Below are 1,427 nucleotides of genomic sequence, written 5' to 3' on the forward strand. Positions count from 1 at the left end.
ATAACGCCTGCATAACACGTTTGCTACTATGCAATCATACTTGAAATTGACGCCTTAAAATGAGAAACACCCGACAACCTGAGATGCCGAGTGTAGTAAATCGTGTTGATGCATTTGTTAGCCGAACATATCACTGGGCGCTGTCTCTAATGACTGCCGAAGCAAATACGCACACCATTCTCTCAGGTTTAAAACGCTAATTTGACTGTATTCATTTAAGTGACTTTGAGTATTCAAATCAAGAACTGGTACAGTTGTTCCAGTGTACGTATTGTTTTTAATTAGCTGCCCTTGATGTAAATAGCGAGATCTTAGATTGTAGTAATCCTTAATTGTTTTTACTAGACTCCCACATCCATTATTTTTTAAATACTGTTGAACCCTTGCTGATATTGAATACCTATCTTGTTTACATTCTCGGCACCGTTCGGCAGACTCTGCGCCTATAAGTGATATAACTTCCAACGCAGAGATATAAAGTACGGATGCATTTTCTGTTGCAGATCTTTGAATCTCCTTAGATACACGAAAACGAGTGTCTTCCTCGAAGGTAAATGTATATTCATCATTACACTTATGAAGTGTTTTAGACGGAATAACGGAGTCAAACTCTAATGCATCTTGTGAGCGTGCTGAGTGGAAATGTGAGAATGCACCTAATAACAATAAAAGATTCTCGTTATATGCGGATAAGCTCAGCACCTTATCAATTAACTCACAAGCTTTGGATGAAATTAATATATTATTATTATCTAAAGGTCGGTCATCAATCCAGTTATGATTTCGATCATAAATGTTATGCTCAACTGTTTTATTATTGCAAATAATACTTTCAGTGTTATGTAATATTAATCCGTTTGAAAATACAGATAGTATGTTTACTATCTGTGAAGCTTTCTCGGCACCGATAGTACCTGCATCTTTTTTTCCGTAGGCTTTAACCTTGCACACTAATTCGAATACATTATCAGATAAAGGTTTAATGGAAAAAAAATTACCTTGATAGCTAGAAAAATTCCCTCTAACAAGCTCATATTGTTTTGAACAATAGTACTCGTTTATCAAACTATTGTAATTCTGACACTCTTTAACTAACTTTCGTAAATTATTTAACTCTGAATCTTGCTTTGAACATTCTGCTATGTTGTGAAAATTAATCGCAACAAGATTTCCTTTATTCTTATAACGAACACTAACTTCAATAATTAAGTCATCCTTAATATTCATATGACCCAATAGAATTACTTTTGACGACGTATTTCTAGATGGCGTGAAATTCCAAGAACAGCTTCCATATTTAGTATTAATTTTAGCCCAAAGAGCCCGTAGAAAATGGTTGCTCTCTTCGATCGATTTTAGATTCTCAAGTAATATTTCCAACTAAATTATCCTTTGTTTGGCTAACGCCTGCATAACACGTTTGCTAC

General features: G+C 34.8%; 1 protein-coding gene. It reads right to left on the reverse strand.

Going from position 1 to position 1,427, the window contains the following annotated elements:
* Positions 1-117: 117 nt before the first annotated feature.
* Entirely contained in the window at positions 118-1,380 is a 1,263-nt protein-coding gene (locus HC728_RS19550) for a hypothetical protein (RefSeq protein WP_190395970.1), read from the reverse strand.
* Between the last annotated feature and the right edge of the window lie 47 nt (positions 1,381-1,427).

Source organism: Aliivibrio sp. S10_S31 (assembly GCF_014694495.1).
In the GTDB taxonomy this organism is placed as follows: Bacteria; Pseudomonadota; Gammaproteobacteria; order Enterobacterales; family Vibrionaceae; genus Aliivibrio; species Aliivibrio fischeri.